We start from the raw sequence: 583 nt of genomic DNA, 5'->3' as shown, positions 1-583 counted from the left end.
AGAGCTCGCCAACCGCCCCGAAAGGCACGGGCGCACCAAATTGATCCAGCAGATATATTCGAAGGTCCGGGATCCGTTCGCCGATCGGACCGCATGAGCTGGACGTATCAGACTTGTTAAGAGGCCGATATGTGACATGCACAGTCGTCTCTGTGATGCCGTACATGTTGATCAGCCGTGGGGCGTGCTCAGAATGCCGTTCGAACCACGGCTTCAGAGAGGAAGGCTCCAGGGCCTCGCCTCCAAAAATCACATAGCGAAGCTGGTTGCGAACCCCACTCTCACGCTCGGCTTCGATCAGAGCTTTAAACGCCGAAGGGGTCTGGTTGAGCACCGTGACGCTTGACTTGCAAACCAGATTATAAAAGTCGGGAGCAGAGCGAGCTATATGTCTCGGTACGAGAATCAGACGTCCACCATGGCGCAGCGCTCCCCACAACTCCCAGACCGAGAAGTCGAACGAGAAAGAATGAAACAGGCACCAGACATCGCGCTCGTTGAAATCGTACCAGCTCCGTGTCGCCTCAAACAAACGGACAATTTGCGCATGCTCGACCATGACGCCCTTGGGCGTTCCGGTGGA

1 protein-coding gene is annotated in these 583 nt (G+C 55.9%); it reads right to left on the bottom strand.

Features of this window, described 5'->3' with window-relative positions:
• Positions 1-559, bottom strand: a 559-nt coding sequence (locus AYK65_RS31005) for an AMP-binding protein (RefSeq protein WP_275531700.1), incomplete at its 3' end; no start/stop codon positions are given.
• Positions 560-583: the final 24 nt, after the last annotated feature.

The organism is Ensifer aridi, from assembly GCF_002078505.1.
Classification (GTDB): domain Bacteria; phylum Pseudomonadota; class Alphaproteobacteria; order Rhizobiales; family Rhizobiaceae; genus Sinorhizobium; species Sinorhizobium aridi.
The sequence above is the reverse complement of the archived record's forward strand: the minus strand, read 5'-3'. Positions and strand labels throughout refer to the sequence as shown.